31 protein-coding genes and 1 other annotated feature are annotated in these 26,718 nt (G+C 54.0%); of the genes, 9 read left to right on the forward strand and 22 right to left on the reverse strand.

All coding sequences use genetic code 11. The annotated features are described in order from the left end of the window. Positions 1–160 precede the first annotated feature (160 nt). From UR504_RS02715 to thrS, 12 genes are all read right to left on the reverse strand, one after another. Positions 161–625, reverse strand: a complete 465-nt coding sequence (locus UR504_RS02715) for a C40 family peptidase (protein ID WP_111965616.1) — start codon at positions 623–625, stop codon at positions 161–163. Between the two features lie 74 nt (positions 626–699). Continuing rightward, positions 700–1,455: a vitamin B12 ABC transporter ATP-binding protein BtuD gene (gene btuD / locus UR504_RS02720; RefSeq protein WP_127730480.1), complete on the reverse strand. Its 756-nt coding sequence runs from the start codon at positions 1,453–1,455 to the stop codon at positions 700–702. Then, positions 1,455–2,006 carry a glutathione peroxidase gene (locus UR504_RS02725; RefSeq protein ID WP_111965614.1) on the reverse strand — a complete coding sequence of 184 codons (552 nt, stop codon included), beginning with the start codon at positions 2,004–2,006 and terminating at the stop codon, positions 1,455–1,457. The genes btuD and UR504_RS02725 overlap by 1 nt, the downstream gene beginning before the upstream one ends. 22 nt (positions 2,007–2,028) lie before the next feature. Continuing rightward, positions 2,029–3,009 carry a vitamin B12 ABC transporter permease BtuC gene (gene btuC, locus UR504_RS02730; protein WP_302234772.1) on the reverse strand — a complete coding sequence of 327 codons (981 nt, stop codon included), beginning with the start codon at positions 3,007–3,009 and terminating at the stop codon, positions 2,029–2,031. A 104-nt stretch (positions 3,010–3,113) separates the two neighbouring features. Then, a complete protein-coding gene (gene ihfA / locus UR504_RS02735) occupies positions 3,114–3,413 on the reverse strand; it encodes an integration host factor subunit alpha (RefSeq protein WP_003857805.1) in 300 nt (99 codons plus the stop codon). A gap of 4 nt (positions 3,414–3,417) precedes the next feature. Next, the gene (pheT, locus tag UR504_RS02740) at positions 3,418–5,805 is read right to left on the reverse strand and encodes a phenylalanine--tRNA ligase subunit beta (RefSeq protein ID WP_302234771.1); all 2,388 of its coding nucleotides are present in this window, start codon (positions 5,803–5,805) and stop codon (positions 3,418–3,420) included. A gap of 15 nt (positions 5,806–5,820) precedes the next feature. Continuing rightward, complete coding sequence (pheS, locus tag UR504_RS02745) at positions 5,821–6,804, reverse strand: phenylalanine--tRNA ligase subunit alpha (RefSeq protein WP_020884406.1); 984 nt, start codon at positions 6,802–6,804, stop codon at positions 5,821–5,823. A gap of 62 nt (positions 6,805–6,866) precedes the next feature. Continuing rightward, positions 6,867–6,991 (reverse strand) — a sequence feature (Phe leader region). Further along, positions 6,942–6,986 (reverse strand): pheST operon leader peptide PheM, encoded by a 45-nt coding sequence (gene pheM, locus UR504_RS02750; RefSeq protein WP_001386830.1) that lies wholly within the window; start codon positions 6,984–6,986, stop codon positions 6,942–6,944. Its footprint overlaps the feature before it by 45 nt. Positions 6,992–7,108: 117 nt before the next feature. Beyond that, positions 7,109–7,465, reverse strand: coding sequence for a 50S ribosomal protein L20 (gene rplT / locus UR504_RS02755; RefSeq protein ID WP_000124850.1), 357 nt, complete (start codon positions 7,463–7,465; stop codon positions 7,109–7,111). A 50-nt stretch (positions 7,466–7,515) separates the two neighbouring features. Further along, entirely contained in the window at positions 7,516–7,713 is a 198-nt protein-coding gene (gene rpmI, locus UR504_RS02760; protein ID WP_003030583.1) for a 50S ribosomal protein L35, read from the reverse strand. A 97-nt stretch (positions 7,714–7,810) separates the two neighbouring features. Further along, positions 7,811–8,353 (reverse strand): translation initiation factor IF-3, encoded by a 543-nt coding sequence (gene infC, locus UR504_RS02765; RefSeq protein ID WP_014069901.1) that lies wholly within the window; start codon positions 8,351–8,353, stop codon positions 7,811–7,813. A 3-nt stretch (positions 8,354–8,356) separates the two neighbouring features. Continuing rightward, positions 8,357–10,285 (reverse strand): threonine--tRNA ligase, encoded by a 1,929-nt coding sequence (thrS, locus tag UR504_RS02770; protein WP_302234770.1) that lies wholly within the window; start codon positions 10,283–10,285, stop codon positions 8,357–8,359. A 322-nt stretch (positions 10,286–10,607) separates the two neighbouring features. On the opposite strand from thrS, the gene yncL reads away from it, so the two are divergent. Together yncL and yniD are read left to right on the forward strand one after the other, a co-directional pair. Then, positions 10,608–10,700 (forward strand): stress response membrane protein YncL, encoded by a 93-nt coding sequence (yncL, locus tag UR504_RS02775; RefSeq protein WP_021241082.1) that lies wholly within the window; start codon positions 10,608–10,610, stop codon positions 10,698–10,700. Between the two features lie 98 nt (positions 10,701–10,798). Next, positions 10,799–10,906, forward strand: coding sequence for a small membrane protein YniD (gene yniD / locus UR504_RS02780; protein WP_008500658.1), 108 nt, complete (start codon positions 10,799–10,801; stop codon positions 10,904–10,906). Positions 10,907–10,986: 80 nt separating this feature from the next. On the opposite strand, the gene UR504_RS02785 is transcribed toward yniD, so the two are convergent. Further along, on the reverse strand, positions 10,987–11,745 hold the full coding sequence (locus tag UR504_RS02785) for a YdiY family protein (protein ID WP_111965612.1): 759 nt from the start codon (positions 11,743–11,745) through the stop codon (positions 10,987–10,989). A gap of 295 nt (positions 11,746–12,040) precedes the next feature. Here UR504_RS02785 and pfkB point away from each other — a divergent pair, with 295 nt between their 5' ends. The 3 genes from pfkB (at position 12,041) to UR504_RS02800 (ending at position 14,336) form a co-directional block, all read left to right on the forward strand. Beyond that, positions 12,041–12,973, forward strand: a complete 933-nt coding sequence (pfkB, locus tag UR504_RS02790; RefSeq protein WP_127732767.1) for a 6-phosphofructokinase II — start codon at positions 12,041–12,043, stop codon at positions 12,971–12,973. Positions 12,974–13,079: 106 nt separating this feature from the next. Further along, positions 13,080–13,370: a type V toxin-antitoxin system endoribonuclease antitoxin GhoS gene (ghoS, locus tag UR504_RS02795; protein ID WP_115874825.1), complete on the forward strand. Its 291-nt coding sequence runs from the start codon at positions 13,080–13,082 to the stop codon at positions 13,368–13,370. A gap of 105 nt (positions 13,371–13,475) precedes the next feature. Beyond that, on the forward strand, positions 13,476–14,336 hold the full coding sequence (locus UR504_RS02800) for a fructosamine kinase family protein (RefSeq protein WP_024909435.1): 861 nt from the start codon (positions 13,476–13,478) through the stop codon (positions 14,334–14,336). 36 nt (positions 14,337–14,372) lie between these two features. Here the strand turns inward: UR504_RS02800 and UR504_RS02805 are convergent, their stop codons facing one another. Then, entirely contained in the window at positions 14,373–14,909 is a 537-nt protein-coding gene (locus UR504_RS02805; RefSeq protein WP_023311291.1) for a YniB family protein, read from the reverse strand. Between the two features lie 148 nt (positions 14,910–15,057). Here UR504_RS02805 and hxpB point away from each other — a divergent pair, with 148 nt between their 5' ends. From hxpB to UR504_RS02820, 3 genes are all read left to right on the forward strand, one after another. Beyond that, positions 15,058–15,729, forward strand: a complete 672-nt coding sequence (gene hxpB, locus UR504_RS02810) for a hexitol phosphatase HxpB (protein ID WP_127730474.1) — start codon at positions 15,058–15,060, stop codon at positions 15,727–15,729. 101 nt (positions 15,730–15,830) lie between these two features. Next, entirely contained in the window at positions 15,831–16,421 is a 591-nt protein-coding gene (locus UR504_RS02815) for a metal-dependent hydrolase (RefSeq protein WP_302234769.1), read from the forward strand. A 127-nt stretch (positions 16,422–16,548) separates the two neighbouring features. After that, positions 16,549–17,940 carry an L-cystine transporter gene (locus UR504_RS02820; protein ID WP_302234768.1) on the forward strand — a complete coding sequence of 464 codons (1,392 nt, stop codon included), beginning with the start codon at positions 16,549–16,551 and terminating at the stop codon, positions 17,938–17,940. A gap of 47 nt (positions 17,941–17,987) precedes the next feature. Here the strand turns inward: UR504_RS02820 and cedA are convergent, their stop codons facing one another. Next, a complete protein-coding gene (gene cedA, locus UR504_RS02825) occupies positions 17,988–18,242 on the reverse strand; it encodes a cell division activator CedA (protein ID WP_072032690.1) in 255 nt (84 codons plus the stop codon). Between the two features lie 188 nt (positions 18,243–18,430). On the opposite strand from cedA, the gene katE reads away from it, so the two are divergent. After that, positions 18,431–20,680: a catalase HPII gene (gene katE / locus UR504_RS02830; protein ID WP_302234767.1), complete on the forward strand. Its 2,250-nt coding sequence runs from the start codon at positions 18,431–18,433 to the stop codon at positions 20,678–20,680. Positions 20,681–20,768: 88 nt separating this feature from the next. Here katE and chbG read toward each other — a convergent pair whose 3' ends face one another. The 7 genes from chbG to osmE all read right to left on the reverse strand — a co-directional run bounded on the left by chbG (position 20,769) and on the right by osmE (position 26,619). Next, positions 20,769–21,518 (reverse strand): chitin disaccharide deacetylase, encoded by a 750-nt coding sequence (chbG, locus tag UR504_RS02835; protein ID WP_302234766.1) that lies wholly within the window; start codon positions 21,516–21,518, stop codon positions 20,769–20,771. Between the two features lie 11 nt (positions 21,519–21,529). Beyond that, entirely contained in the window at positions 21,530–22,885 is a 1,356-nt protein-coding gene (locus UR504_RS02840) for a 6-phospho-beta-glucosidase (RefSeq protein ID WP_115874820.1), read from the reverse strand. Between the two features lie 109 nt (positions 22,886–22,994). Next, positions 22,995–23,813, reverse strand: coding sequence for a transcriptional regulator ChbR (chbR, locus tag UR504_RS02845; protein ID WP_029740446.1), 819 nt, complete (start codon positions 23,811–23,813; stop codon positions 22,995–22,997). Between the two features lie 29 nt (positions 23,814–23,842). Further along, the gene (gene chbA / locus UR504_RS02850; protein WP_111965604.1) at positions 23,843–24,190 is read right to left on the reverse strand and encodes a PTS N,N'-diacetylchitobiose transporter subunit IIA; all 348 of its coding nucleotides are present in this window, start codon (positions 24,188–24,190) and stop codon (positions 23,843–23,845) included. 47 nt (positions 24,191–24,237) lie between these two features. Further along, a complete protein-coding gene (gene chbC / locus UR504_RS02855; RefSeq protein WP_032657878.1) occupies positions 24,238–25,596 on the reverse strand; it encodes a PTS N,N'-diacetylchitobiose transporter subunit IIC in 1,359 nt (452 codons plus the stop codon). 79 nt (positions 25,597–25,675) lie between these two features. Continuing rightward, a complete protein-coding gene (chbB, locus tag UR504_RS02860) occupies positions 25,676–25,993 on the reverse strand; it encodes a PTS N,N'-diacetylchitobiose transporter subunit IIB (protein ID WP_008500676.1) in 318 nt (105 codons plus the stop codon). A gap of 281 nt (positions 25,994–26,274) precedes the next feature. Next, positions 26,275–26,619 (reverse strand): osmotically-inducible lipoprotein OsmE, encoded by a 345-nt coding sequence (gene osmE / locus UR504_RS02865; RefSeq protein WP_010430142.1) that lies wholly within the window; start codon positions 26,617–26,619, stop codon positions 26,275–26,277. Positions 26,620–26,718: the final 99 nt, after the last annotated feature.

Raw genomic sequence — 26,718 nt, forward strand, 5'->3', positions numbered from 1 at the left:
AATTTTATCCTGGTTGCAAAATAATAGCCAGTTTTAGATAAAACAGACACATGCAGGATTCGATAATTTTAGATAAATTTAACTTTAAGCATCTTATTTGAGAAAAAACGGCATGATTTATTAGTTACCATGCCGCCATAAGAGAAGTTTCTGACAAAGACTATATACGTCGTGCCTGCCAGAAATTTTTACGCCAGTAAACATTATCAAGAGAAGAACGCATCACGCCGCGGCTGGTCGAGGCGTGAATGAACTGATTGTCTGTATCATAAATGCCCACGTGCAGACCACTTTCACCCGAGCCGGTTTTGAAGAAAACCAGGTCCCCGGGCAGTAGATCGTCTTTATCAATTTCAGTACCAATTTCGGCCTGCTTGCGCGTTTCGCGAGGAAGCTGTAAATCAAACTTGTCGCGAAACGTCATCAGAACGAAGCCGGAGCAATCTACGCCGCCGCGGCTCATGCCACCGTAGCGATAAGGCGTACCGCGCCAGTTGCTCAGCTGGTCGTTGAGGCTGGCAATAACGGTGATCGAATCTGAAAGCCGTGGGTTAGGCGGCGGCGCACGATGGCTACTGCATCCCGCAAGAAAGAGTGCGGCCATCAGGATAAACCAGAATCGCATTTTCAGACGAATCCTCTGCTTTTTTTATTCTTTTCGTAATTTAGCGTGCAATTGTGCTAAGAGGCAAGAAACGGTTACGTTTGCCCGGTAGAAATCAGCATCTTATGTCCCTCTATATCCAGCCTGCGGAACGACATATTGTATGCGCGGGCAAGATGGGGCGGCGTAAGCACCTGATCCCGCGTACCGCTGGCGACCATCTTTCCCTGCGACAGTAGCCACACCCGGTGGGCATGACGCAGCGTGTGATTGAGGTCATGACTGCTCATCACCACGGCGATGCCTTGTCGGCTCAGGGCGCTTAAAAGCGTATCCAGTGCTGCCTGCTGCGCCACATCCAGACCGCTCATGGGTTCATCGAGAAGCAGCATCCGCCCGTGAGGATTGCCAGCCGGGTGGATCTGAAGGATGACAGCCGCCAGTCGCACCCGCTGCCACTCTCCGCCGGAAAGCTGGCTGGCGTGCCGGGACAGTTTATCTTCCAGCCCGAGGGCCGCGGCCACGTCAGTCAGCAGTGCCGTATGTTGTTTGTCGTGCAAATGCAGCATCAGATAATGCCAGACCGGCATCGCAAAGGGCGGCACCTGCTGCTGCACGAGGTAACTGCGCCGATGCGCCAGCGAGACCGGTGACCAGTCGGCGAGCGTATGCTCAAGCAGCGTTATCTGCCCTTCTCCGTCAGTCATGCCTGCCATCCGTGCCAGCAGCGTGCTCTTTCCTGCGCCGTTCGGCCCGACAAGATGCAGGATTTCTCCCGCATTGACGGCGCCGGTCATCGGCTCAAGACGTCCCCTCTCGGCAACGTCCATGAGCTGCATCAGCAAAGACATTATTTCGCCAGCGCCAGCTTGATCGATTCCATGACGATCGGATCCTCTGGGGTCATATCGGGCGAAAAACGCTGAACGACCTGGCCATCGCGACCAATCAGGAATTTTTCAAAATTCCACAGGATATCGTCCGGGTAAAGCGGCGCGCGGCCTTTGCTGGCCATGCGTTCATAAAAACCGCTTCCTTCAGGCGCAACGGCCTTCGGCGCGGCAGCGATCAGCTTCGCATACAGCGGATGGCGGTCTTCGCCGTTGACATCGATTTTGCTGAACATCGGGAACGTCACGCCATAGGTGGTGCTGCAGAAGGTTTTAATCTCTTCTTCGCTGCCCGGCTCCTGGCCCAGGAACTGGTTGCACGGGAAGCCCAGCACGGTAAAACCGTCTTTCTCCCAGGCCTTCTGAATATTTTCCAGCTGCTCGTACTGCGGCGTCAGGCCACATTTGGATGCCACGTTGACGATAAGCAGCACGTTGCCTTTGTAGCGTTCCAGCGTGGTTTTATCGCCATCAATGGTGGTCACTTCAGTATTCAGGATATCTGACTGCATAGCATTTCCTCAGGTTGTCGATTTAACGTCCAGCTTTTAATAGTAGCCAGATAAATACCGGCGCGCCCAGCGTGGCGGTCACCACGCCAATGGGCAGCTCTGCGGCCGTCAGGGCAAGCCGGGCGATGACGTCGGCCACCAGCAGCGTGACGGCCCCGGCAACCCCCGAGGCCGGAAGCAGGGTTCTGTGGTCCGTGAGGCCACACAGACGCAGCATGTGTGGGATCACCAGCCCGATAAAACCGATCGCGCCCGCCAGAGCCACGCTGACGCCGACCAGCCAGCCAATAGCTATTACCAGCACATTGCGCCAGAATCCAATCGGCATACCGAGCTGGCGGGCAGAGGTTTCACCCAGCGCGAGCATATTCAGCGGCTGCGCCTGCAGGGCAGCCCACACGATGACCGGTACCAGCAGCGCCATCAGCCAGCCCTGGTGCCAGTCAACGCCGCCAAAACCGCCCATCATCCAGTACATGAGCTGTCGCAGGTCAAAGGATGTTGAGAAGTAGACCGCCCAGGTCATCAACGCGCTACAGATGATCCCCAGCGCCACGCCGGCAAGCAGCAGACGGCTGGTCGATAAGTGACGTCTGGCGAAACGAAGAAGGATCGCTGTGATCAGCAGTGCGCCGAGAATAGCGCTCAGGCTAATACGCCATCCCGAGAGTTCTCCTCCTCCCAGCATTACCGCCGCTATCAGGCCTACGCCCGCTCCGTTCGACACGCCGAGCAGCCCCGGCTCCGCCAGAGGGTTATCAAACAACGCCTGCATTATGGTGCCGCATAGCGCCAGCGCGGCGCCGACCAGAACCACCGCGACGGTCCGCGGCAGGCGAATTTGCCAGACGAAGAGCTGCCCGTCAGGCCCCCACCAGCTTTCAGGCCCAATCCATCTGTCGCCCGCGCAGAGGCTCACGCCCGCGGCGACAATGAGCAGCAGCACCAGCAAAAGCAGGTGACGCTTATCGGAACGGTGCTGGCGATGGGCATAATCAAGCATGTGTACGGTTTTAGTAGCGTGAGATGTAATTGATTTTACGGCGGGTTTGCCGAAGAGCGCAAAGAAAAAAAGGCCGCGTGGGCGGCCTTTTTAGTTAGTTCATATTACTCTGCTTTAGGCGTTGCGTTTTCGACACGGCTTTTTAACTTCTGGCCGGGTCTGAAGGTCACCACGCGGCGGGCTGTAATGGGAATATCTTCCCCCGTCTTCGGGTTGCGGCCCGGACGTTGGTTTTTGTCTCGCAAATCAAAATTGCCAAAACCGGAGAGTTTTACCTGCTCACCATTTTCCAGAGCACGACGGATCTCTTCGAAAAACAGCTCTACCAGCTCTTTGGCATCCCGTTTGCTAAGCCCAAGCTTATCAAACAGATATTCTGACATTTCAGCTTTTGTAAGCGCCATAGGTTCAATCCCTCAATGATGCCTGGAATCGCTCTTTTAATGCCTCTACACATTTGGCGACGGTAGCGGCAATCTCCTCTTCTTCGAGTGTACGGCTGGTATCCTGAAGGATAAGACTAATAGCGAGGCTCTTGAAACCTTCTGCTACGCCCTTGCCGCGGTACACGTCAAATAAGTTTACGCCAACTACCTGATTTACGCCAACTTTCTTACATTCGGCCAAAATATCTGCTGCGGGCACATTTTCCGCGACCACAACCGCGATATCACGGCGGTTTGCCGGGAAGCGGGAGACGTCCTGAGCCTGAGGAATCACGCGGTCAGCCACCGGGTTCCATTCCAGCTCGAACACGATGGTACGGCCGTTCAGATCCAGTTTACGCTCCAGCTCAGGGTGAACAACCCCAATAAAACCAACGCGTTTGCCGTCTAAATAAATGGCAGCGCTCTGGCCCGGATGCAGGGCCGGGATGGCTTCTGCGCGGAATTCAATTTCAGATAATTTACCGGTCAGATCCAGAATCGCTTCCAGATCGCCCTTCATATCGTAGAAATCAACCGTCCCTTTTGCCAGGTCCCAGTGCTCTTCATAGCGGTTACCGCTGATGGCGCCAGCCAGCATGAGATCCTGACGGATGCCTAAATTTGCCTGATTATCCGGTACAAAGCGCAAACCGCTTTCGAAAATTCGCACGCGGTTTTGCTGACGATTCTGGTTATAAACGATAGTACCCAGCAGGCCCGTCCACAGGGACAGACGCATCGCGGACATTTCGCTGGAGATTGGGCTTGGCAGGATCAGCGCTTCCTGGCCCGGATGGATCAGCTGCTGCAGTTTTGGATCAACAAAGCTGTAGGTGATCACTTCCTGATAGCCTTTGTCGTTCAGGATGGTTTTCACACGCTTCAGGGACAGGTCGGCTTCACGGTGGGTGCCCATCACCAGACCTGCCTGCACAGGCTCGTCAGGGATGTTGTTGTAGCCATAAACACGGGCCACTTCTTCCACCAGATCTTCTTCAATTTCCATGTCGAAACGCCATGACGGCGCAACGGCTTTCCATTCGTCCTGGCCTTCGGTTACTTCACAGCCCAGACGCTTCAGGATATCGGTCACCTGCGCATCGGCAACGTGGTGACCAATAAGACGATCCAGCTTGCTGCGGCGCAGGGTGATGGTCGCACGCTTCGGCAGCGTCGCTTCGTTGGTAACGTCGATAACCGGGCCCGCTTCACCGCCGCAGATGTCGATCAGCAGGCGGGTCGCACGTTCCATCGCTTTATACTGCAGCGCCGGGTCAACGCCGCGCTCGTAGCGGTGAGAGGCATCGGTATGCAGGCCGTGACGGCGTGCGCGACCGGTGATGGAGAGCGGGCTGAAGAACGCGCATTCCAGCAGCACGTTTTGCGTCTCGTCGTTGACGCCCGAATGCTCGCCTCCGAAAATACCGCCCATTGCCAGCGCCTTGCTGTGGTCAGCAATCACCAAAGTGTCGGCGTTCAGTTTCGCTTCGCTGCCGTCCAGCAGAACCAGGGTTTCGCCCTCTTTCGCCATGCGCACAACGATGCCGCCGTCGATACGATCTTTATCAAACGCGTGCATTGGCTGGCCCAGCTCCAGCAGAACGTAGTTGGTCACGTCGACCACGGCGTCGATAGAGCGAATACCGCAGCGGCGCAGCTTCTCTTTCATCCACAGCGGAGTTGGCGCTTTCACGTTGATGCCTTTCACCACGCGACCGAGGTAGCGCGGGCAGGCATCCGCAGCGTCAACCTGAATAGGCAGCACGTCACTGATGGTCGCTTCAACCGGCGCGATCTCCGGCGCGTTCAATTCGGTCTGGTTCAGCACGGCCACGTCGCGCGCCACGCCGATGATACCTAAGCAGTCGGCACGGTTTGGCGTGACGCTGATTTCAATAGTGTTGTCGTCAAGCTTCAGGTATTCACGGATATCGGTGCCGATTGGCGCATCCAGCGGCAGCTCGATGATGCCGTTGTGATCGTCGGAAATACCCAGCTCGGAGAAGGAGCACAGCATGCCTTCAGACGGCTCGCCGCGCAGCTTAGCCGCTTTAATTTTGAAATCGCCCGGCAGTACCGCACCGACGGTCGCCACGGCCACCTTCAGGCCCTGACGGCAGTTTGGCGCACCGCAGACGATATCCAGCAGACGATCGCCACCCACGTTCACTTTTGTCACGCGCAGTTTGTCCGCGTTAGGGTGCTGGCCGCACTCTACCACTTCGCCGACGACCACGCCGTTGAAGGCACCGGAAACCGGCTCAACGCCGTCCACTTCCAGACCCGCCATGGTGATCTGGTTAGAAAGCGCGTCGCTGTCCAGCGTGGTGTTCACCCACTCGCGTAACCACAGTTCACTGAATTTCATTGTTCTGTCCTGCCCTTATTTAAACTGTTTGAGGAAACGCAGATCGTTTTCGAAGAATGCACGTAAGTCGGTCACGCCGTAGCGCAGCATGGTCAGACGCTCCATGCCCATACCGAAGGCAAAGCCGGAGTAAACTTCCGGATCGATACCTACGTTGCGCAGCACGTTTGGATGCACCATGCCGCAGCCCAGCACTTCCAGCCATTTGCCGTTTTTACCCATCACGTCAACTTCCGCAGACGGTTCGGTGAACGGGAAGTAGGACGGACGGAAACGAACCTGCAGATCTTCCTCAAAGAAGTTGTTCAGGAAATCGTGCAGCGTGCCCTTCAGGTTGGTGAAGCTGATGTTTTTATCAACAATCAGGCCTTCCATCTGGTGGAACATTGGGGTGTGGGTCTGATCGTAGTCGTTACGATAGACGCGGCCCGGCGCGATAATACGGATCGGCGGTTCCTGCTCCTTCATGGTACGGATCTGAACGCCGGAGGTCTGAGTACGCAGCAGACGCGTTGCGTCGAACCAGAAAGTGTCGTGGTCAGCGCGTGCCGGATGATGGCCAGGAATGTTCAAGGCGTCGAAGTTATGGTAATCATCTTCGATTTCCGGGCCAGTCGCCACGGTAAAGCCGAGCTCACCGAAGAAACTTTCAATGCGATCGATAGTGCGGGTAACCGGGTGCAGACCGCCGTTCTCGATGCGGCGACCCGGCAGAGAGACGTCGATCGTCTCTGCGGCCAGACGCGCATTCAGCACAGCGCTTTCCAGCTCGGCTTTACGTGCGTTAAGCGCCTGCTGTACCTGCTCCTTGGCTTCGTTAATCACCGCTCCCGCTGCCGGACGTTCTTCTGGCGGCAGCTCACGCAGGGTTGTCATCTGAAGGGTCAGGTGCCCTTTCTTCCCAAGATATTCGACGCGGACATTGTCTAACGCGGCAACATCTGAGGCCTGATTAATGGCGGCTGTTGCACTGGCAACCAGCTCTGCGAGATGTGACATGATTTTCCTCATTATGTCGGTGCAGACACCGATTTGGTGGAGTTATTCTCTCAAATTCAGGCACAAAAAAAGCCTCCATCGGGAGGCTTATCTGGCGCTGTTTTTCGTTTCATCTTTCACGCGCTAGCCTCCTGAAATCAGGTGCTAAAGTAAAAGAAGAAGCGGAAAATAGCAGCATTCATGCTTGCGTTACCTTGTCTGGTAAAAACCGTTAAGACCTTATTGAAAAGCCTGCACGGGTAAATGTCAATCTTCTTACAGGGTTATATGAAAAGAGGGAGCCAGGCCCCCTCTCTCAACTGGCTTATGCCAGTGCTGCTTTCGCTTTTTCGACCAGAGCGGTGAACGCTACTTTGTCGAATACTGCGATGTCAGCCAGGATCTTACGGTCGATTTCAACAGAGGCTTTTTTCAGGCCGTTGATGAATTTGCTGTAAGAAATACCGTTCTGACGTGCTGCTGCGTTGATACGCGCAATCCACAGTTGACGGAACTGACGCTTACGCTGACGACGGTCACGGTAAGCGTACTGACCTGCTTTGATAACAGCCTGGAAGGCAACGCGGTAAACGCGTGAACGCGCACCGTAGTAGCCTTTAGCTTGTTTCAAAATTTTCTTGTGACGTGCACGTGCAATTACACCACGTTTTACGCGAGCCATATGTGCTCTCCTGTATCTATATTCTTAGTAAAAAATTAAACGTTAACGGCTTATGCGTACGGCAGGCACGCGATAACCAGACCCAGATCGCCTTTAGAAACGAGGCCTTTTGGACGCAGGTGACGTTTACGCTTAGTAGATTTTTTGGTCAGAATATGACGCAGGTTTGCGTGCTTACGCTTAAATCCACCACCACCGGTTTTTTTGAAGCGCTTAGCAGCACCGCGTACGGTCTTAATTTTTGGCATCTTAATAACTTCCACTTCGCATTGTTAAATAAACGAAACATAGGCGAACAAAACCTATGAAACCCGAAGGCTCCACAGATTTTGCTGCTTGAAGGCCTTACTGTTTCTTCTTAGGAGCGAGCACCATGATCATCTGGCGGCCTTCGATCTTCGTAGGGAAGGATTCGACTACTGCCAGTTCACTCAGATCGTCACGGACGCGGTTAAGCACTTCCATACCAATCTGTTGGTGGGCCATCTCACGACCGCGGAAACGCAGTGTGATCTTGGCCTTATCGCCATCTTCCAGAAAGCGAATCAGGCTGCGGAGTTTTACCTGATAATCGCCATCGTCGGTACCAGGACGGAATTTGATTTCCTTAACCTGGATAACTTTTTGCTTTTTCTTCTGTTCCTTAGAAGACTTACTCTTTTCATAAAGGAACTTGCCGTAGTCCATGATACGACAAACTGGCGGTTCGGCGTTAGGGCTGATTTCAACTAAATCTACTCCAGCTTCTTCAGCTTTTTCGATCGCTTCTCTCAGACTCACAATCCCCAGTGGTTCACCTTCAAGATCTGTTAAGCGAACTTCCTGGGCGCGAATCTCGCCATTGATACGATTCGGACGTGCCGTTTGAACTCGTTTTCCGCCTTTAATACCTTATTCCTCCAGTTGTTGAAGACTGCGGCTGCGAATCTCTTGTTGCAGCTTCTCAATCACTTCACCTACGTCCAGGCTGCCCAGGTCTTTACCACGGCGGGTGCGAACGGCAACTTTGCCTGCTTCCACCTCTTTATCACCACAGACCAACATATACGGGACACGACGTAAAGTGTGCTCGCGGATTTTAAAGCCAATCTTCTCATTTCTCAAGTCTGCTTTTACGCGAATGCCCGCATTTTGTAGTTTCTGCGTCAATTCTTTAACGTAATCCGCCTGAGAATCGGTAATGTTCATCACCACGACCTGCACTGGCGCAAGCCAGGTTGGGAAGAAGCCGGCGAACTCTTCGGTCAGGATGCCGATGAAGCGCTCCAGAGAACCAAGAATTGCGCGGTGAATCATTACTGGTACCTGACGTTCGTTGTCTTCGCCAACATAAGAGGCGCTTAAACGCTGCGGCAGGGAGAAGTCCAGCTGTACAGTACCGCACTGCCATGCGCGATCGAGGCAGTCATACAGGGTAAATTCAATTTTCGGACCGTAGAATGCGCCCTCACCCAGCTGGTATTCGAACGGAATGCCGTTCTCTTCCAGCGCCACGGCGAGATCCGCTTCTGCGCGATCCCAGGTCTCATCGCTGCCGATACGTTTTTCCGGACGCGTTGAGAGTTTGACCACGATCTTCTCGAAGCCAAAGGTGCTGTACATATCGTAGACCATACGAATACAGGCGTTAACTTCGTCACGGACCTGATCTTCAGTACAGAAGATATGCGCATCATCCTGAGTAAAGCCACGAACACGCATCAGACCGTGCAGCGCACCTGATGGTTCGTTACGGTGGCAGCTACCGAACTCCGCCATACGCAGCGGCAGGTCGCGGTAGGATTTCAGACCCTGGTTAAAGATCTGAACGTGACCCGGGCAGTTCATTGGCTTGATGCAGTATTCACGGTTCTCAGACGAGGTGGTGAACATCGCATCTTTGTAGTTGTCCCAGTGGCCGGTTTTTTCCCACAGCACACGGTCCATCATGAACGGGCCTTTTACTTCCTGATACTGGTACTCTTTCAGCTTGGAGCGTACGAACGTTTCGAGCTCACGGAAGATGGTCCAGCCGTCGTTATGCCAGAACACCATACCCGGCGCTTCTTCCTGCATGTGGTACAGGTCAAGCTGCTTGCCGATTTTACGATGGTCACGCTTCGCCGCCTCTTCCAGGCGCAGCAGGTACGCGTTCAGGGCTTTTTTATCGGCCCACGCGGTACCATAGATACGCTGCAACATCTTGTTGTTGCTGTCACCGCGCCAGTAGGCGCCGGCGATCTTCATCAGCTTAAAGTGATGACAGAAGCGCATGTTCGGCACGTGCGGTCCACGGCACATGTCGACGTATTCTTCGTGATGGTACAAGCCAGGCTTGTCATCATGGGAAATATTTTCGTCAAGAATAGAGACTTTATAGCTCTCGCCGCGCTTCACGAAGGTTTCACGCGCTTCGTGCCAGCTGACTTTCTTCTTGATGACGTCATAGTTCGTTTCGGCGAGCTCGTGCATACGTTTTTCGAGCGCGTCGATATCTTCCTGAGTCAGAGTATGGTCAAGGTCAACGTCGTAGTAGAAACCATTGTCGATAACCGGACCGATCGCCATTTTGGTGTTTGGCCACAGCTGTTTGATGGCATGACCTAACAGGTGCGCGCAGGAGTGACGAATGATCTCCAGACCTTCTTCGTCTTTCGCGGTGATGATGGCAAGCGTCGCATCGTTTTCAATCAGATCGGAGGCATCCACCAGCTCACCGTTAACACGGCCAGCAATAGTCGCTTTCGCGAGACCAGGACCAATGTCCAGGGCAACATCCATTGGGCTAACAGCACGGTCGAAATGGCGTTGGCTGCCATCAGGAAGAGTAATTACAGGCATTTTATATCCTTATTTGCAGTGATGCCCCACACATAAGAGCATATACAAAGAAAATAATCGTGATTTGACAATAGATTACGACACCATCTGACCAACAATCGTCAAATTGGTTCGTCATCATTCACCTGCCGAATTCAGATTAATTCGGATTTACGGCAAGCGACGTAATGTTAACACTAACGGAAAGGAGATTGCACCCTCTGCGGCCAGATTGATGGGCTGGCACTTTCGCACGAATTTGCAGATTGCTTCTCCCCTGCGCTCGCATTTCGATGATGCTGGGCTACTCTTGAACAGGTCCTTAAACCCAAAGGTGCATACCATGAACGTATCCAGTAGAACGGTTGTGATATTGAACATCCTTTCCGCAACAGGTTTATTGTTGATTCTCGCCGAACGATTCCACTGGTTCTGAGCCAATCCCTACGCTGGCATAACCCAATCGATCCTGAAAAGGGGCATATTTCGGCCCTGTTTGGTAGACTGTGGATATTAACGAACAAGGATTAGGTTATGCCAACAAAACGATTTGCCGTAAAACACTGGAAAATGGTGCTGGTGCTGATTGCCATCTGCGGCGCAATGCTGCTACTCCGTTGGGCGGCAATGATTTGGGGCTAGGGGCGAATGCAGGTCATCAGAAGGGACATCAAAAAGTCACAGACAATAAACGGGCCGACATCATCATCGGCCCGCTTTTATTACATTCTATAACCCAGTGAAACCGTGGTTCTGCGGTCGGTATGATCCGGCGCAGATTCTGGTGGTGAAGAGTTCCAGGTCACGTTGTAGGCGAGTTTCAGACCAAAGTGTTCGTTGATAGCCACGTTAAGCGCCGTCTCAGAGTTCAACGTCGTATCGTCGGCACCAAATACAGAAACACCCTGGGTAAATTTGGTGTTGTCAGTCATCTGCCAGGCATAGGTACCGGAAGCGTAACCGAGCGGTTGAGTTTTGGTATCGCCATTGGTGTATTCGTCATAACGCACACCCGGACCGAATTCAAAACGGAAGCTGTGTACCGGTCCGTTCAGGAACTGACGACCATAACCGGCGGTGAAGACATCGCGCTGGCGATAACCGTTGTAACGGTCGGTTAACCAGCTCCCCTGACCAAACAGATAGTCATAGTCGGTCATGTTGTAACGGCTACGTCCGCCTACCGCATATTTCTCGGAAGAACGTTCGTCGTTAGCGGAAGTGTTGCTGGCATTACCCCACAGAGACCAGGCGGTAGTATTACCGTACCATGTGAGCGTACTGTCCGCCGTCAGAGAAGAGCTTTTCGTGTTACCGGATTGTGCCAGGTACCCAGCATTCAGGTTACCTTCAAACGGTTTTTTCGCGGTGGATGGATCGTCCATGACAGTAAAAACGGAATCATCGGCGGTCGCGTTCATAGCCGCAAACACGCCACCCGCCAGCATCAGTGCAGCGGGCACTGTCTTTAAAAGCTTCATTTTATTAAGGAGTCCGTACAACAAAAAAAGAGACCACACGGTCCCGGAATCTTTCTTGAGGATCAATGACAAGGCGTCCAGAGAAAGGTAACAAATTATAAAAAGCCGCAAATAACATAGCAATGTTTTCTTATTTCATTTTTTGAATAAGAACGATCTCAAAAAGCGTTTTATTTTATATATCTCCGGCCTGACTTTTATTGAGTATTCATATTTAAAATCATACTGTTATTTACATTGCCTTCCTGACAAATGGTGCCAGACTAAAAGGAACCCATGCTAAAAGGAGGTAATGATGGTTTCTATCTACACCCTGACGCTCTCCCCTTCCCTTGATTCCGCTACCCTGACGCCGCAGATTTACCCGGAAGGTAAATTGCGCTGTAGCGCCCCGGTCTTTGAGCCTGGCGGCGGCGGGATCAACGTGGCGCGCGCTATTACCCACCTCGGCGGCAAAGCCACGGCCATTTTTCCCGCAGGTGGTGCTACCGGTGAACACCTGGTCTCTCTGCTGGCCGATGAACAGGTGGCCGTAGACACCGTCGAGGCGAAAGACTGGACGCGGCAAAACCTGCATGTCCACGTGGGATCCAGCGGCGAACAGTACCGGTTTGTCATGCCGGGCGCGAAACTTACCGATGACGAGTTTCGTCAGCTTGAAGAGAAAGTGCTGACGATAGAAAGCGGCGCGCTGCTGGTGGTAAGCGGCAGCCTGCCGCCTGGCGTCAGCACGGAAAAATTGACGGCGCTGATTCAGGCTGCACAGCAACGCGGTATCCGCTGCATCGTTGACAGCAGCGGTGAGGCCCTGCAGGCGGCACTGGTGCCGGGCAATCTTGAACTGGTCAAACCCAACCAGAAAGAGTTAAGCGCGCTGGTCAACCGCGAACTGACGCAGCCTGACGATGTTCGCACCGCCGCGCAGGAGCTGGTGCGCAGCGGCAAAGCGCGGCGCGTGGTGGTTTCCCTTGGCCCTCAGGGGGCGCTTGCAGTTGATGAATCGTCATCCGTTCAGGTTGTTCCGCCGCCGATGAAGAGTCAGAGCACGGTTGGCGCGGGTGACAGCATGGTGGGCGCGATGACGCTCAAACTGGCGCAGGGCGCGTCTCTGCTCGAAATGACACGCTACGGCGTAGCAGCGGGTAGCGCCGCCACCATCAACCAGGGCACACGTCTCTGTTCACTTGCCGATACGCAAAAAATCGTCGATTACCTGTCCCGAAATTAACGCCAATTCCCCTTCGTCTTTACGGAGGGGAATGTCATCACCGAGTCGCCAAACGCAAACTATCGACTATGCTAAGAAAACTTCCATGATAACAATGAGGTGAATTATGAGCAGTGGTGACATCACACGCTACGTCGTGACCATCAACCTTCATGAGGCATCGCTGACCGAGCTGAATGAGCTCAACAATGCGTTTACCCGGGCTAATTTTCTCCTCACGCTGACGGATGACGAAGGCAATATTCATGATTTAGGCACCCTGACATTTGGTCTGATCGGCGCCCTGAGTCAGGAAGAGGTTCAAGCGCTGGCCGCCAGTCTGGTGGAGAGCGTGACCGACAAGCCTGGCGAAATTAACGTGGATACCTGGGAAAACTGGCGAAAAAAAGAACAATAAGTGCGCTGCATGAATTTAAACCGCTCAGGTGTGCGTTAGTTCGTATTTTTTTACCGCAATTATGCGCTAACTTTATGATCTGGCAGACAACATGGGAGAGTGAACATGTGGCAGGCTATCAGTCATCTTTTACGTGAGCAACTGGGTGAAGGTGAAATTGAACTGCGTAACGAACTGCCAGGCGGTGAGATCCACGCCGCGTGGCATTTACGCTACGCAGGGCGCGATCTTTTCGTTAAATGCGATGAACGAGAGCTGCTTCCGATATTTACCGCCGAAGCCGATCAGCTGGAGCTGTTGTCGCGCAGTAAAACGGTGACGGTCCCACAGGTTCTGGCCGTAGGTAGCGACCGCGATTACAGTTTCCTGGTGATGGAGTACCTCCCCGCCCGTCCGCTGGACGCGCATAATGCATTCATTCTTGGCCAGCAGCTAGCGCGCCTCCATCAGTGGAGCGACCAGCCGCAGTTTGGGCTCGATTTTGACAATGACCTCTCCACCACGCCACAACCCAATGCCTGGCAGCGTCGCTGGTCGACTTTTTTTGCCGAGCAGCGCATTGGCTGGCAGCTAGAACTTGCCGCCGAGAAAGGGCTGGAGTTTGGCAATATAGATGCCATCGTCGAGCATGTTCAGCAGCGTCTGGCATCCCACCAGCCTCAGGCGTCTCTGCTTCACGGCGACTTATGGTCCGATAACTGCGCGCTGGGTCCAAACGGTCCCTACATCTTCGACCCGGCCTGCTACTGGGGTGACAGAGAGTGCGATCTTGCCATGCTGCCGCTTCATCCGGAGCAGCCGCCGCAAATATATGACGGATACCAGTCTGTTTCCCCCCTGCCGCCCGGTTTCCTCGACCGCCAGCCGGTGTATCAGCTTTATACCCTGATGAACCGAGCCATTCTTTTTGGCGGAGAACACCTTGTTAACGCGCAGCGAGCACTTGAGCGTATGCTTGCCGCCTGAGACGCGAACGGGTGGCTATGCAGCCACCCGTGTCGCTTACAGAAAACCGAGCAGTGAGAAGAAGAAATATCCCGCCACAATGATAATCACGGGAAGAATATAGAGCGGGAAAATTTGCAGGAAAATGGTGTGACGCGGCACAACAATGCGGGATTCAATCTGCTCCCGACTCATGCCTTCCGGGCCTTTGGCCTGCTCCAGAATCAACTGATCCTCAACGCCTTCGCGTAAAAAGCGCGTCTGACGACTCATTCGCGCCCCAGAGGCCTGCAGTGCCAGCGCGACAAAGATCAGGGCGTATATCACCCAAAAGCCGATATTCAGCTGTTGATGAAAATCCGGGGTGGGTGAGTTAAACCAGAAGACATTCAAAAATGGCGTATTGAAACGCATCATCTCAATCATAACATGCGCAAAATCAAGCATTACCGCATTGATACCCGGCTGTTTTTCGCTGTGGTCGTACATAAATTTGAGTACAGAAATCAGCGTAGAAATGACGGCAGGAATAAAAATCACCCAGCCTGCAATACGTTTTAAGACCGCAATGCGTCCAGCTTGTTGATACGTCATCAGTTCCTCTTCATAAAGACGCGTTATTTGTGCCTAAGTCTACCTGCTGGTCATCAATTTCGCCCGCTCTTTAAAAGCAATATGCTAAATTGCAGATTGTGCTTAGCACTTATCGTCTGTCGTACACCCTGGATAAGGAGACGTTGTGATGTCGACACCGCGCCAAATTCTTGCCGCAATTTTTGACATGGATGGATTACTGATCGATTCCGAACCGCTGTGGGATCGCGCCGAACTGGACGTTATGGCCAGCCTGGGCGTGGATATCAGCCGCCGTAATGAACTACCCGATACGCTGGGCCTGCGCATCGACATGGTGGTTGACCTGTGGTTTGCCCAACAGCCGTGGACTGGACCGGGTCGAGACGAGGTGACCGCACGCATTATCAGCCGTGCCATTTCGCTGGTGGAAGAGAACAAGCCGCTGCTGCCCGGCGTACGTGAGGCCGTCGCGCTGTGTAAAGCCCAGGGGCTGAAGGTCGGACTGGCCTCGGCTTCACCGCTGCATATGCTGGAAAAAGTGCTCGTCATGTTTGAACTGCGCGACAGTTTCGACGCGCTGGCGTCCGCTGAAAAATTGCCTTACAGCAAGCCGCACCCGCAGGTCTATCTGGACTGCGCCGCTAAGCTCGGCCTGGATCCCCTCAACTGCGTTGCGCTGGAAGACTCCGTTAACGGCATGGTCGCCTCTAAAGCCGCGCGGATGCGCTCCATTGTGGTGCCTGCGGAAGAAGGCCGCCACGATCCCCGGTTTGCCCTCGCCGATGTGAAGCTAAATTCACTGGCAGAACTCACGGCGCATCATCTGCAGGGCGGTTAACGCCCTCCTCCGGTTTGTGACAAACAGTTACACCGTCACCTCTTCCGCCTACTGTATAAAAACCCTATACTGTATGAATTGACAGTTTTGTGGGTTTTATCATGACGGCGGAAGGCCACCTGCTTTTTTCAATCGCGTGCGCAGTATTTGCCAAAAACGCTGAACTTACCCCCGTGCTGGCACAGGGGGACTGGTGGCATATTGTTCCTTCCGCCGTATTGACCTGTCTGCTGCCCGACATCGACCACCCCAAGTCCTTCCTCGGACAGCGCCTGAAGTGGGTGTCTAAACCCATCGCCCGCGCGTTCGGCCACCGGGGGTTTACGCACAGCCTGCTGGCCGTGTTTGGCCTGCTGACGCTGTTCTATTTAAAAGTGCCCGAAAGCTGGATCGTCCCCGCTGACGCTATCCAGGGGATGGTGCTGGGCTATTTAAGCCATATCCTTGCCGATATGCTGACGCCTGCGGGCGTGCCGCTACTTTGGCCCTGCCGCTGGCGTTTCCGTTTTCCCATCCTGGTGCCGCAAAAAGGTAACCAGCTTGAGCGGGTATTGTGCATGGCGCTGTTTGCTTACGCCGTCTGGATGCCGCAAACGTTGCCCGAACACAGTGCAGTCCGCTGGTCTTCCCAGATGATTAATTCGCTGCAATTTCAGTTTAATCGCTTTATTCATCACCAGATTGAACAGTAAACCAACAAAATTATCCCATTTGTCATAACCCATTCCATTTGGATATAAGCGCTACATCACACTTCTGCTAACCTTCCGCCAACAGGATCGGTAAAAACCGACCCGATAATAAATCAGGAGAACGGGGATGAATTTTCCACTCATCGCGAACGTCGTTGTGTTCGCTGTATTGCTATTGCTTCTCGCGCAGGCGCGCCACAGACAGTGGAGCCTGGCGAAAAAGGTGCTGGTTGGTCTGGCCATGGGTGTCGTATTTGGTCTGGCATTACAGGCAATTTATGGCTCCGATAATCCAGTTCTTAAAGATTCCATTCAGTGGTTCAACATCGTCGGTAACGGCTATGTCCAGCTGCTGCAGATGATCGTTATGCCGCTGGTGTTCGCCTCTATTCTGAGCGCCGTTGCCCGCCTGCATAACGCGACTCAGCTGGGAAAAATCAGCTTCCTGACCATTGGTACGCTGCTGTTCACCACGCTGATTGCCGCGCTGGTGGGTGTGCTGGTCACCAACCTGTTTGGCCTGACCGCAGAAGGCCTGGTTCAGGGTACCGCTGAAACGGCGCGTCTGACCGCGATTCAAACCAACTATGTTGGTAAAGTGGCTGATCTGACCGTGCCGCAGATGGTGCTCTCCTTCATTCCGAAGAACCCGTTTGCTGACCTGACCGGTGCGAGCCCAACCTCGATCATCAGCGTGGTTATTTTCGCCGCGTTCCTGGGCGTAGCGGCGCTGAAGCTGCTGAAAGACGACGCGCCTAAAGGCGAACGCGTGCTGACCGCGATTGATACCCTGCAAAGCTGGGTGATGAAGCTGGTACGTCTGGTGATGCAGCTGACCCCGTACGGCGTGCTGGCGCTGATGACCAAAGTGGTTGCCGGCTCTAACCTGCAGGACATCATTAAGCTGGGCAGCTTCGTTGTCGCCTCTTATCTGGGCCTGGGCATTATGTTCGTGGTGCACGGCATCCTGCTGGGCGTGAACGGCGTCAGCCCGCTGAAGTACTTCCGTAAAGTCTGGCCGGTACTGACCTTTGCCTTCACCAGCCGCTCCAGCGCCGCGTCTATCCCGCTGAACGTGGAAGCGCAGACCCGTCGTCTGGGCGTGCCTGAATCCATCGCCAGCTTCTCTGCCTCCTTTGGTGCTACCATTGGTCAGAACGGCTGTGCGGGTCTGTACCCGGCGATGCTGGCGGTGATGGTTGCTCCTACAGTCGGAATCAATCCACTTGATCCGGTCTGGATCGCCACGCTGGTCGGGATTGTTACCGTAAGCTCCGCAGGCGTTGCGGGTGTTGGCGGTGGCGCAACCTTCGCCGCGCTGATTGTGCTGCCTGCGCTGGGTCTGCCCGTGACGCTGGTCGCCCTGCTGATCTCCGTTGAACCGCTGATCGACATGGGTCGTACCGCGCTGAACGTGAGCGGCTCCATGACCGCCGGCACGCTGACCAGCCAGTGGCTGAAGCAGACCGACAAAACGATTCTGGAAAGTGAAGACGACGCCGAGCTGGCGCACCGCTAATCACGTCTGAAATAAAAAACCGCCTGATGGCGGTTTTTTTATGGCTGTTATTCCTCAACCTCTTCATCCTGGCGGATCTGCATCGCCCACCGCTGCGCTGACTCCGGCACCGTAAAGGTGGGTGAGCGACGGAAATGTTCGCCGATCAGCACAAAGGCCACGTATTTCCCCCGCAGCAGCCAGACATCGCGAAAACCCTCCACTTTCAGGGCATGGTCAGGCGGCGCGGGCTCAACGCGGGGCACATAGCTAATAACCTGGCGGTTTTGTTGACGAAGAGGTTTCATAAGCGACTGGTTCACTAAAGCAAATTCTTGAAGCAGGAAAACTCTATGATAGCCGATCCTGCTGCCTTCCGTCGCGCCCCGAGTAGGTGAGAGGGCTCCTTTCGTTAATCACGTCATGTGAAAACTCTTAGTTCGCGAACCATGTCGCGACATTGTTCTATCCTTAATAGGGTTTTTAGCAATGGATAAAGGAGAAGCGTGCAATGTCGAACAAAGATAAAACACATCAATCACCGATTCATGGCACTGAAGAATCTCAACCGGGTATGGACTCTCTCGCCCCTGCTGACGGCTCTCACCGCCCCTCCCCTGGCCCTTCCGCGCCGGGAGAACAGCCTACCGCACCGGGAAGCATGAAATCGCCGGATACGGGAAACGAGAAGCTGAAATCTCTTGAGCCACACCGTAAAGGCGGCGAAGGTTTTGCGCTCACCACCAATCAGGGCGTACGCATTGCTGACGATCAGAACTCCCTTCGCGCAGGCGCGCGCGGACCTACCCTGCTGGAAGACTTTATCCTGCGGGAAAAAATTACCCACTTCGACCACGAGCGGATACCGGAACGTATCGTCCACGCGCGCGGTTCCGCTGCGCACGGCTACTTCCAGCCCTACAAGAGCCTGAAAGCGATCACCAAAGCGGATTTTCTCTCCGACCCGGATAAAATCACCCCGGTGTTTGTGCGTTTCTCCACCGTGCAGGGCGGTGCGGGGTCGGCAGATACCGTCCGGGATATCCGCGGCTTTGCCACCAAGTTTTATACCGAAGAGGGGATTTTCGATCTGGTCGGCAATAATACGCCGGTGTTTTTCATTCAGGACGCGCATAAATTTCCTGACTTTGTCCATGCGGTAAAACCGGAGCCCCACTGGGCCATACCGCAGGGACAAAGCGCGCACGACACCTTCTGGGATTATGTTTCCCTGCAGCCTGAAACCTTACACAACGTGATGTGGGCGATGTCTGATCGCGGCATCCCCCGCAGCTACCGCACTATGGAAGGGTTTGGCATCCACACCTTCCGGATGATCAACGCCGAGGGGAAAGCCACGTTTGTCCGTTTCCACTGGAAGCCGGTGGCGGGTAAAGCCTCGCTGGTGTGGGACGAGGCGCAGAAGCTAACCGGGCGCGATCCGGACTTCCATCGCCGCGAGCTGTGGGAGTCCATTGAAGCGGGCGACTTCCCGGAGTACGAGCTGGGTCTGCAGCTCATTCCGGAAGAGGACGAATTTAAGTTCGATTTCGATCTTCTGGACCCGACGAAGCTGATCCCTGAAGAGCTGGTACCGGTGCAGCTGGTAGGTAAAATGGTGCTCAACCGCAACCCGGATAACTTCTTTGCCGAAAACGAGCAGGCCGCGTTCCACCCGGGGCATATCGTGCCGGGGCTGGACTTCACCAACGATCCGCTCCTGCAGGGACGCCTGTTCTCCTATACCGATACGCAGATCAGCCGACTCGGCGGGCCGAACTTCCACGAAATTCCGATTAACCGCCCAACCTGCCCGTACCACAACTTCCAGCGCGACGGGATGCACCGTCAGGATATTGATACCAACCCGGCTAACTATGAGCCGAACTCCATCAACGATAACTGGCCCCGTGAAACCCCTCCCGGGCCGAAACGCGGTGGCTTCGAATCCTACCAGGAGCGTATCGATGGCAACAAAATTCGCGAGCGTAGCCCCTCGTTCGGCGAGTATTACGCCCACCCTCGCCTGTTCTGGAACAGCCAGACGCCGATTGAGCAACAGCACATCATCGGCGGCTTCAGCTTTGAGCTGAGCAAAGTGGTGCGCAGCTACATCCGCGAGCGGGTAGTCGATCAGTTGGCGCATATTGATATTCAGCTAGCCCAGAGCGTTGCGGACAACCTGGGCATTACGCTGACCGACGAGCAGCGCAATCTTGCCCCGCCGAAAGAGGTTAGCGGGGTGAAGAAAGATCCGTCTCTGAGCCTGTATGCGGTGCCGGGCGGCTCAATTAAAGGCCGCGTGGTCGCCATTCTGCTGAACGACAGAACCCGCGCCAGCGACGTGCTGGGAATTATGCAGGCGCTTAAAACCCAGGGCGTGCATGCCAAACTGCTCTATTCCCGCATGGGTGAAGTGACGGCCGACGATGGTTCTGTGCTGCCGGTCGCGGCGACCTTTGCCGGTGCGCCATCGCTCACAGTCGATGCGGTAATTGTGCCGGGCGGAGATCTTGCCAGCCTGCTGACCAACGGCGACGCCGTCTATTATCTGCTGGAAGCCTATAAGCACCTGAAGCCGATCGCGCTGTCCGGCGACGCGCGACAGTTTAAGGCGCAGCTGAAGGTAGCCGATCAGGGTGAGGACGGGATTGTCGAGGGCGATAACGTTGACGATGCCTTTATGACCAAGCTGTTTGATTTGCTCGCCGCGCACCGCGTCTGGTCGCGAAGCAGCAAGATCGATCAGATTCCGGCGTAAAAAAAGCCGGGTGGCGCTTGCGCTTACCCGGCCTACATTCGATTGGTTTTGTAGGCCCGGTAAGGCAAAGCCGCCACCGGGCTTTATTTCAAAGATCCCCGAACGTCCCTAAACGATACCCTCGCTCGGCAATCGCGTATTTCAACGACGGCGACGTCAGGACATCCAGCTCCGCCAGGCGCGGCCAGCAGTAGGCGCTTTTATGCACGGTGTTATCGACAAAGGCAGGATGCGCCATGACCTCCAGCGACCGTTCCCCTCGCGCGGCGGAATCATCCAGCACCGTCAGGAACAGCGCGTCGCTGATCTCTTCTCCGTAAAATGCGCTGCTGAACCCCTCAGTGGTGGTGACAGCGCAGTCCGGCAATCCGCGCACCTCCCGATCCACGCGCATCGCGACGCCGTTGCGCTTTGCGAAATCAGCGACAATCGGGAAAATCGCCGGGATCATATGCACGTGGTGATGGCTATCGATGTGCGTCGGCGCCCTACCAAACACATCAACAAAGCGGTTGAACTGACTCTCCAGCTCGCGGGCAATCTCTTCGAGCGGCAGAGCACCCTGCTCCGCCAGTTCCCAAATCCATTTGCCCAGCTGGCCGTCGCGCGTCAGGCCCGGCATTGGAGAAAGCGGCATCCCGAGCGTCAGTACAAAATGCATGCCGACCCCCAGCTCAGGCACCTCGCGGCTCAGCTGCGCCGCGTGTTCAACCGCCTCACCATTAACCAGCGCCGTGGTAGAGGTCACCACACCCCAGCGACAGGCTTCAATAATGCCGTAGTTCTGGCCTTTCGAGAGGCCAAAATCATCAGCATTAACGATCAGCAGGTTTTCCATTGTGCGTCCTCTTATTGCTGTTTGAACTTCAGCTTCTCGATCGTAGCGGCAAAGTTTGGCAACCATTTCTCATGCGCCAGGATCATCTCGCTGGCCAGCTGCTCCGCGTCGCGGTCGGAATGCACCAGCGGGCTAAGGTTCAACGCCAGCAGCACGTCATTGAGCTCGCCGCTTAGCGCCGCATTGCTTGCCGCCACTTCAAAGCCTTTGATGGTATGAATCAGGCCCATGACCTTGTCATCGAAGTGGGTGATACGAGGATGCGGTTTAGCCCCCTCGCGCCCCAGGATGCAGGTCATTTCAACGGCCCAGTCAGCCGGAATATTGTCGATATGGCCATGATGCGGCACATTGACATAGTGCTCCGCCTGCTTGTCGTTGTAGATGGCGTTGATCACTTCGCACGCCGCATCGGAGTAGTAGGCCCCGCCGCGCTGCTCCAGCTCTTTCGGTTTGACGTTCAGGTTCGGATCTTTATACAAATCGAACAGCTGCTTCTCGACCTTCTGAACGATCTGCGCACGCGCGCCGCCCTTATAGTACTCTCCCATTTCGATGGCCAGCATCTCTTTCTGCTTGAAGTAGTAAAGCAAATACGAGCAAGGCAGCAGATTCAGCGAGCGGATCAACCCTTCGCTGAACGGCAGGTCAAAGATGTTTTTCACCGATGCCGCCGTCAGGCGACCGGAAGCCACGCCGTCCAGCAGTTCGGCAAACCGCGATTTACCGTTCACGATAACGTCTTTAATGAACACCATGTGATTCAGGCCGAACAGGTCGATGGAGAGGTCGTCGCTGTCGGTCAGCTCCAGCACGTCGCGGATGAACATCTTCATGCCGATCGGAATATTACAGACGCCGATAAAACGTTTGAAGTTCGTATGCCGATAGACCGCCTCGGTCACCATCCCGGCCGGGTTGGTGAAGTTAATCACCCACGCGTTCGGGCAGATCTCCTGCACGTCTTTGACGATGTCGAAAATGACCGGGATGGTACGCAGGCCTTTAAAAAGGCCGCCCGCGCCGTTGGTCTCCTGCCCCAGATAGCCATGGCTCAGGGGAATACGTTCGTCCAGCTCACGCGCTTTCAGCTGGCCGACGCGCAACTGGGTGGTCACGAAATCCGCATCTTTCAGCGCCAGACGACGGTCCAGGGTTTTATGCACGGTCAAAGGCACGCCGGCTTTTTCCACCATGCGCTTGCACAGGTCGAAAATAATATTCAGCTTTTCCTGACCTTCCTCAACGTCCACCAGCCATAATTCGCTGACCGGTAATTCATGATAACGTTTCAGAAAGCCTTCCAGTAATTCCGGGGTATAGCTGCTGCCGCCACCAATGGTTACGACTTTTAATTTCTTCTGCATAATATCTCCCTTAGCGTATCAGGTTAATCGCCTGCAAGGTATAGCGTGCTCTTCCCGCTATTTGGGCAAGCCATTAAAGCAATATTCGTGGCGGGTAATCCGCCGACAGTTAATTAATTACCGTTAAATTTTTCCGGTAACTGTTCGGGGTAAATGACGTCAATTTCTTAAAGGTTTTAATAAACAGGCTGGGACTGCTGTATCCTGACTCGTATGCAATATCGGTGACAGAATAGTTGGTGATTTCCAGCTGTTTTTTAGCAAAATTAATGCGGATTTCATTAATAATTTGCACGGGCGTTTTACGATAATAACGCTGCGTCGCGCGGGTCAGATATTCCTGGGATTTCCCCGACAGGGAGACCATATTTTCCAGCGCATTTTCGCTGAACTGGCCTTTATCGTGCATCAGCTCAACGGTGCTGCGCAGCCACTGCGGAATATCATCCGTTACCTGCTGCTCTTCCCGATGGTGGCGCAGCCGGTTCATCACGTAGAAGGTCACCGTTTCAATAAACTCATCAAATTCATTGTCGCGGAAGTTAAGCGAGGCGATAACCGTTTCAATCCAGGTCATGAACTCGTTTTTGACCCGATAGACCTGGGAGGCCACAAAGCAGAACGGCACCAGCGGCAGATAGTGCTTCTCGAAGAATCGTCTGCTGACGCCCACGTTCAGAATGCGGGTGGCACCAAATTCGTAAAAGCTCTGGTGGTAAGACCCCATCGGCAGGAAGACGAAATCCCCTCGTTCAAGCAGGACGCGCTTACCGTTGATCTCCTGATAGTAGCGACCGGTCAGAACAATCGTGAACTCGTAGTAGTCATGCTGGTGCAGACCGCTGGCGCTCTCCGTTTTGTTGTAGATAACCACGTGAAAATTTTTGCCGTTAAACAGCTGCTGTTCAAGCGCGGTTTTGATTTCCATCGTGCTGACCTCCTGCTACTCAGTCTGACTTACTGCATCTTCTCGTGAAGCTCAATGAGCTCCGCCACCAGCTCGCGCGCCAGCATCGAGGTCATCAGGTGATCCTGCGCGTGGACCAGCACCAGGCTGACCTTCATCTTTCCTTCGCCCTGATCGCTTTCAATCAGCTTTGTTTGCACCAGATGCGCTTCGTTAAGCGCCGTGCGGGACTGTTCCATCATGGTTTTTGCCGCGGCGAAATCCCCCTGCTTCGCCTGCTTCAGTGCGCCATAGGCCAGGCTGCGGGCCTGACCGGAGTTGATGATAAGCCCCATCACCACTTCTTCGAGATCGTTCTCAACGGCTTCGTCTGCGACAATACTATCCAAATCTAACATGTTTAAGCTCCTTGTGGCTGGCGCGGGTTTCCCCGCGCCGGTCAATCTTAGAATTTCAGTGAGAGGGCAATATCCTCTTCGCTCTCTTCTTCATCAATGATGGTGGCGGCTTTGTTGGCAATCGCCACGAACGGCATGTACAGCAGGGTGGCAACTCCGAGGTTGAATATCGCCAGCAGGAAGGCCGCGACGCTGCCGTTGGTGTTGAAGAAGGCGCCCAGACCCGCCGGCATGGTCCACGGCGCAATGTTGGTGACCGGTGGGATGATGCCCATGTAATACGCCGTCAGGGTGATAGCGGCCAGCAGCGGCTGAATCAGGATGAACGGAATGAACATTACCGGGTTCATGATGATTGGCAGACCGAACAGAATCGGTTCGTTAATCTGGAAGATGCCTGATGGCAGCGCCAGCTTCGCGACCTGACGGTAGTCAGCACGGCGAGAAACAATAAAGACCGCGATGATCAGACCCAAGGTTGCCCCGGTACCGCCCAGGAAGATATAGGAGTCAAGCATCGGCTTCGCCCACACATGGAAGGTTTTACCCGCTGCCAGCGCCGCGTCAACGGAGCCGTACTGTTGGTAAAGCGCAACGTTTTCCAGTGCCCATGGGGTCATAATTCCGCTGTCCAGCGCGGCCAGTGCCAGTGAACCATGCACGCCAAAGAACCACAGCAGAGAGGTGAAAATCACATACGCCCAACCGACCACGCCACCCATCGACGCCAGCGGCGTAGAGATAGAGTCCATGATGATCTGGTGGAAGTTTGTGCCCCAGTGGGAGAGCGCCCAGGCGATAATCCCCATGATGGAGAGAATAATGAAGCCCGGAATCAACGCGGAAAATGAACGAGAAACAGAAGCCGGTACGCTATCCGGCAGGCGGATAACCCAGTTGCGGCGGATAATAAAGGTGAACATCTCTGCCACCACCAGACCGATAACAATACCGGAGATGATGTTGGCCCCGCCCAGCCAGTTGGCACCGACGGCATAGGCTTCACCCACGCTGTATGGCGTTACGGTCATAAAGGCGGCGACGGATAATAACCCGGCGGCCAGCGGATCCACCTTACGCTCTTCTGCCAGTGCCATCCCAATAAAGAAAGGCGCCATCAGCGACATAATCCCCAACGTACCGTTATAGACGTTGCCGCCGATGGCTTTAAAACCATTAAGGGTTTCAATAGTAGAAGCGTCTAACCGAATTCCTAATGAATAAAAGAAGGAACCTTCACCAAAGCTCAGAAAAACGTTGTTAATTAAAACGAACATGGCCCCGGCCAGCGTCAACGGCATTAATTTAATAAAGCCGTTTTTGATGGCATTAACGTGAGGCTGCTTTCCTATTTTAACAGCAAAAGGAAGGAGTACCTTTTCAAGTGAAGCGATGACTTTACTCATAGGAAAATACCCTTAAATGCCGTAACGCATGTTACGGCGTATTGTGTGTGAAATAACTCTTTGACGGGAAAAATAAAAATTAATTAGCAGCTTTTTTAATGGCTGCCACAGCAGCTTTAAGAACACCTAAACCATCAATTTTGCCGTACAGCCCCGAGTCGATCACTTCGACCGGTTTATTCGGTAACAGTCGTTGAATTTCGGGCAACATATAGGCAATTTGCGGTCCCAGTAAAACGACATCGGCTGTCTGACCTTTTTCGCCCGCCAGCGTCTCGGGGAACGCTTCGATCACCACAGGGACTTCATACTTTTCAGCCTGCGCACGCATCTTTGAAACCAGAAGCGAGGTTGACATGCCCGCTGAGCAGAACAGGTAGATATGTTTCTTTTCCATCGTGATTTCCCTCTTGTATGACTACCTGCCATCGCGCTATCACTCGACTCGCTGTCCCGGCAGACAGGTAGCTTGCGTACTGTTGTTTATCGTTGGAGTGAGTATACGCAATGGTACAGACAGGGGATAATTCTGGATAGACTCAAATTGTCTCTCATTGACCTGGCTTGTTGACTCCCTTCACATTTCGGGCAAATAATTCGCGCAAAGAAATAAGATTTTCTGATGAATAAAAAAACCGGCCCTGGGGGCCGGTTTTTTACATCCTCAGGCAAGCAGGGTTACTGCGCCTTAGGTGCCTGCGGATCGGTGTCGTATTCAGCACAGGTCTGATAGCCGGAGTTAATCACATGGCCGGTATCATCCAGGGCGACAAAGTAGGTTTCTGCCTTACCATCACGTTGACCCAGGATATAGGTCTGGCAGGTCCCTTTCGCATGAATCATGGTCACTTCAGAAGAAGGTTTACCGGCAATCGCAGCCACCTGCGAACGGGTCATCCCTTTTTTAACGTCTTTTACTACGGGCTGCGTAAACTGATCCTTAGTGCGATCGTAAGCCGTACACCCTGCCAGCATAGTCAGTACCGCCGCTGCGCTAAGAATTCCTGCTACGTTCTTGTTCATATTCCGTCCTCTTGTTTATCAGCGTGTTATCTAAGCATGGGATAAAAAGTACTATTGTTCAACTTTGTGAGTTACGCCAGACGAATTTCGGAAAATTCT

This window comes from Enterobacter sp. 241F3, assembly GCF_034106785.1.
GTDB lineage: Bacteria > Pseudomonadota > Gammaproteobacteria > Enterobacterales > Enterobacteriaceae > Enterobacter > Enterobacter vonholyi.

Bases quoted from the DNA above. Each gene is read 5' to 3' on its own strand.
- yniD (WP_008500658.1), top strand. From the start codon at position 10,799: ATGCCAACAAAACGATTTGCCGTAAAACACTGGAAAATGGTGCTGGTG.
- UR504_RS02840 (WP_115874820.1), bottom strand. From the start codon at position 22,885: ATGCAGAAGAAATTAAAAGTCGTAACCATTGGTGGCGGCAGCAGCTAT.
- ihfA (WP_003857805.1), bottom strand. From the start codon at position 3,413: ATGGCGCTTACAAAAGCTGAAATGTCAGAATATCTGTTTGATAAGCTT.
- thrS (WP_302234770.1), bottom strand. From the start codon at position 10,285: ATGCCTGTAATTACTCTTCCTGATGGCAGCCAACGCCATTTCGACCGT.
- chbB (WP_008500676.1), bottom strand. From the start codon at position 25,993: ATGGAAAAGAAACATATCTACCTGTTCTGCTCAGCGGGCATGTCAACC.
- chbA (WP_111965604.1), bottom strand. From the start codon at position 24,190: ATGTTAGATTTGGATAGTATTGTCGCAGACGAAGCCGTTGAGAACGAT.
- chbC (WP_032657878.1), bottom strand. From the start codon at position 25,596: ATGAGTAAAGTCATCGCTTCACTTGAAAAGGTACTCCTTCCTTTTGCT.
- yncL (WP_021241082.1), top strand. From the start codon at position 10,608: ATGAACGTATCCAGTAGAACGGTTGTGATATTGAACATCCTTTCCGCA.
- pheT (WP_302234771.1), bottom strand. From the start codon at position 5,805: ATGAAATTCAGTGAACTGTGGTTACGCGAGTGGGTGAACACCACGCTG.
- pheS (WP_020884406.1), bottom strand. From the start codon at position 6,804: ATGTCACATCTCGCAGAGCTGGTTGCCAGTGCAACAGCCGCCATTAAT.
- btuC (WP_302234772.1), bottom strand. From the start codon at position 3,009: ATGCTTGATTATGCCCATCGCCAGCACCGTTCCGATAAGCGTCACCTG.
- UR504_RS02715 (WP_111965616.1), bottom strand. From the start codon at position 625: ATGCGATTCTGGTTTATCCTGATGGCCGCACTCTTTCTTGCGGGATGC.
- ghoS (WP_115874825.1), top strand. From the start codon at position 13,080: ATGAGCAGTGGTGACATCACACGCTACGTCGTGACCATCAACCTTCAT.
- katE (WP_302234767.1), top strand. From the start codon at position 18,431: ATGTCGAACAAAGATAAAACACATCAATCACCGATTCATGGCACTGAA.
- osmE (WP_010430142.1), bottom strand. From the start codon at position 26,619: ATGAACAAGAACGTAGCAGGAATTCTTAGCGCAGCGGCGGTACTGACT.
- UR504_RS02815 (WP_302234769.1), top strand. From the start codon at position 15,831: ATGACGGCGGAAGGCCACCTGCTTTTTTCAATCGCGTGCGCAGTATTT.
- UR504_RS02820 (WP_302234768.1), top strand. From the start codon at position 16,549: ATGAATTTTCCACTCATCGCGAACGTCGTTGTGTTCGCTGTATTGCTA.
- btuD (WP_127730480.1), bottom strand. From the start codon at position 1,455: ATGTCTTTGCTGATGCAGCTCATGGACGTTGCCGAGAGGGGACGTCTT.
- chbR (WP_029740446.1), bottom strand. From the start codon at position 23,813: ATGGAAATCAAAACCGCGCTTGAACAGCAGCTGTTTAACGGCAAAAAT.
- UR504_RS02800 (WP_024909435.1), top strand. From the start codon at position 13,476: ATGTGGCAGGCTATCAGTCATCTTTTACGTGAGCAACTGGGTGAAGGT.
- pfkB (WP_127732767.1), top strand. From the start codon at position 12,041: ATGGTTTCTATCTACACCCTGACGCTCTCCCCTTCCCTTGATTCCGCT.
- UR504_RS02785 (WP_111965612.1), bottom strand. From the start codon at position 11,745: ATGAAGCTTTTAAAGACAGTGCCCGCTGCACTGATGCTGGCGGGTGGC.
- UR504_RS02725 (WP_111965614.1), bottom strand. From the start codon at position 2,006: ATGCAGTCAGATATCCTGAATACTGAAGTGACCACCATTGATGGCGAT.
- chbG (WP_302234766.1), bottom strand. From the start codon at position 21,518: ATGGAAAACCTGCTGATCGTTAATGCTGATGATTTTGGCCTCTCGAAA.
- UR504_RS02805 (WP_023311291.1), bottom strand. From the start codon at position 14,909: ATGACGTATCAACAAGCTGGACGCATTGCGGTCTTAAAACGTATTGCA.
- rpmI (WP_003030583.1), bottom strand. From the start codon at position 7,713: ATGCCAAAAATTAAGACCGTACGCGGTGCTGCTAAGCGCTTCAAAAAA.
- rplT (WP_000124850.1), bottom strand. From the start codon at position 7,465: ATGGCTCGCGTAAAACGTGGTGTAATTGCACGTGCACGTCACAAGAAA.
- hxpB (WP_127730474.1), top strand. From the start codon at position 15,058: ATGTCGACACCGCGCCAAATTCTTGCCGCAATTTTTGACATGGATGGA.